Genomic DNA, 1783 nt, shown 5'->3' with positions numbered 1-1783 from the left:
GAAGCTGTAGAACAGCGACTCCTGCGGCACGGTTCGCTCGCCCATCATCCAAACGTCTCCCGCCAACCGGCTGGAGTGAATCAGACCGTCACCGCGACTTCAAGGGCGGGTTTTTCAACATAATCGGGCCGGAAGCTGACGCTGGCGACGCGGAGGGGTACGTCCTGAGTTGGTCGAAAACCGTCTTGGTTAAGAACTGCCGTCCGTTTGCCCATTTTGCCCGGATGCCTTCTTCTCAACCGAGCGCCCAGACCGAACCGGTCTTTCCGATGCAGCTGACCGTCAAGGCACCTTCCGGCAGTGGGGCGAGCTTCAGGTCGTTATAGTCGAGAATGGACGGATGATTGCAATCCATAGGGGAATGGTGGGTCGCCGTGACCACGAGAACATGGGCGCCCGCCTTGCAGGCGGCAGCGATGCCTGCCGGCGAATCCTCAAGCACTAGGCATCGGTCAGCGGTGGTCCCAAGCTGCTCGGCGGCGAGGAGGAAACAATCCGGTTCGGGCTTGCCGCGCGCGACATCCTCCGCTGAGACGAGCAGTGCCGGTTCTGGCAGGCCCGCCGCCTCGATCCGCCGCAATGCAAGGCCTCGGGGCGCAGAGGTGACGATGCCCCATCGCGACCGCGGTAGCGCGGCGAGGAAAGCGGCGGCGCCGGCAATCTCCTCGATGCCCTCGACGGCATTGATTTCCGCCTGGGTAATCGCAGCCGCCTCCTGCTCCGGGTCCAAACCGGGGATCGCGGCGCGACGGATTGTCTCGACAGTTTGAACGCCGTGAATCGTCGGGAGAAAGCTGGCGACGTCGATCCCATGGCGGGCGGCCCAAGCGCCCCACACCTGTTCCGCCGCCTTAATCGAATTGAGGATGGTGCCATCCATGTCGAGCAGAATGGCATCAATCTGTTGGGCAATTTGAGTGTCAGTCACTGATATCAACCCTTGTCCGATAATCGGGCGATGCGCACGCCGGGGCGCATCTGTCAGTCATGGCGCCGCTAGGCAACCTTCCTTCTTGCGATAGGCAAACATGCTGGAAAGGAGACTCTTTTGTCCCTCAGCACAGGTGTGCGGTCGATCAGGGCGCGGATGTCCCGCTCCAGCGCCGCACGTTCATCCGACGGCAGGCCGGCTATGAAGCTGACCGACATGGTCCGCTTCAGCACGACTTCCTCCGCGCTTCCAATATGCGCGTTGCGGACATGCCTCTCGCTCGCGGGTTCGAAATCGGGCGCGGGAAATGCCTTGCGCCAGGCTCCCGATGAGAAATCCGAACTGATGCGCCCGCAATCCGCATCTTTGGGAGTGCTCATACGACCTGGCTGACCGCAATTGGAGCTGAGCCGTCAGAGGAGATCACGATTCCGCGGCGGTACCGCGGGTGGCGCGATTAGGGCCGCCTATGGCCGCTTTCGGCCCACGCGGCCGTTCTTACCTGCCGGCGGGAACGGCTTAAATTGGTCGACACCTGCCGACGCAAACGAACGCGGCATTTTGGGACGAAGCCTTCATTGGGAATGACGACAGCAAACGACGGGTTTAGTCCGTGATGGCCGTTGACCTGCTCCCCAGAAATCATGCCATTGGTAAGTTAGCTCGTCAGATGGAGACGAGTGATGCGGCGAATCCGATTTACCGAGGATCAGATCATTGGGGTTCTGCGGGAGCATGAGGCTGGCGTGAAGACCGCCGACCTGTGCCGGAAACACGGGATCAGCGATGCGACCTTTTACACCTGGAAGTCGAAATACGGTGGCCTGACGGTTTCCGACGCCGCGCGGTTGC

At 61.4% G+C, this 1783-nt stretch carries 3 protein-coding genes; 1 reads left to right on the top strand and 2 read right to left on the bottom strand.

The window, feature by feature from the left end; genetic code table 11:
- Positions 1–235: 235 nt before the first annotated feature.
- Positions 236–928 carry an HAD-IA family hydrolase gene (locus CA234_RS24005; RefSeq protein ID WP_126002932.1) on the bottom strand — a complete coding sequence of 231 codons (693 nt, stop codon included), beginning with the start codon at positions 926–928 and terminating at the stop codon, positions 236–238.
- Positions 929–996: 68 nt separating this feature from the next.
- Complete coding sequence (locus tag CA234_RS24000) at positions 997–1311, bottom strand: hypothetical protein (RefSeq protein ID WP_126002931.1); 315 nt, start codon at positions 1309–1311, stop codon at positions 997–999.
- Positions 1312–1614: 303 nt separating this feature from the next.
- Here CA234_RS24000 and CA234_RS23995 point away from each other — a divergent pair.
- Positions 1615–1783: transposase (locus CA234_RS23995; RefSeq protein WP_164521934.1), on the top strand; the 169-nt coding region annotated here is incomplete at its 3' end.

The sequence above is a fragment of the Sphingomonas sp. ABOLE genome (genome assembly GCF_003950455.1).
GTDB classification, from domain to species: domain Bacteria; phylum Pseudomonadota; class Alphaproteobacteria; order Sphingomonadales; family Sphingomonadaceae; genus Sphingomonas; species Sphingomonas trueperi.
The sequence above is the reverse complement of the archived record's forward strand: the minus strand, read 5'-3'. Positions and strand labels throughout refer to the sequence as shown.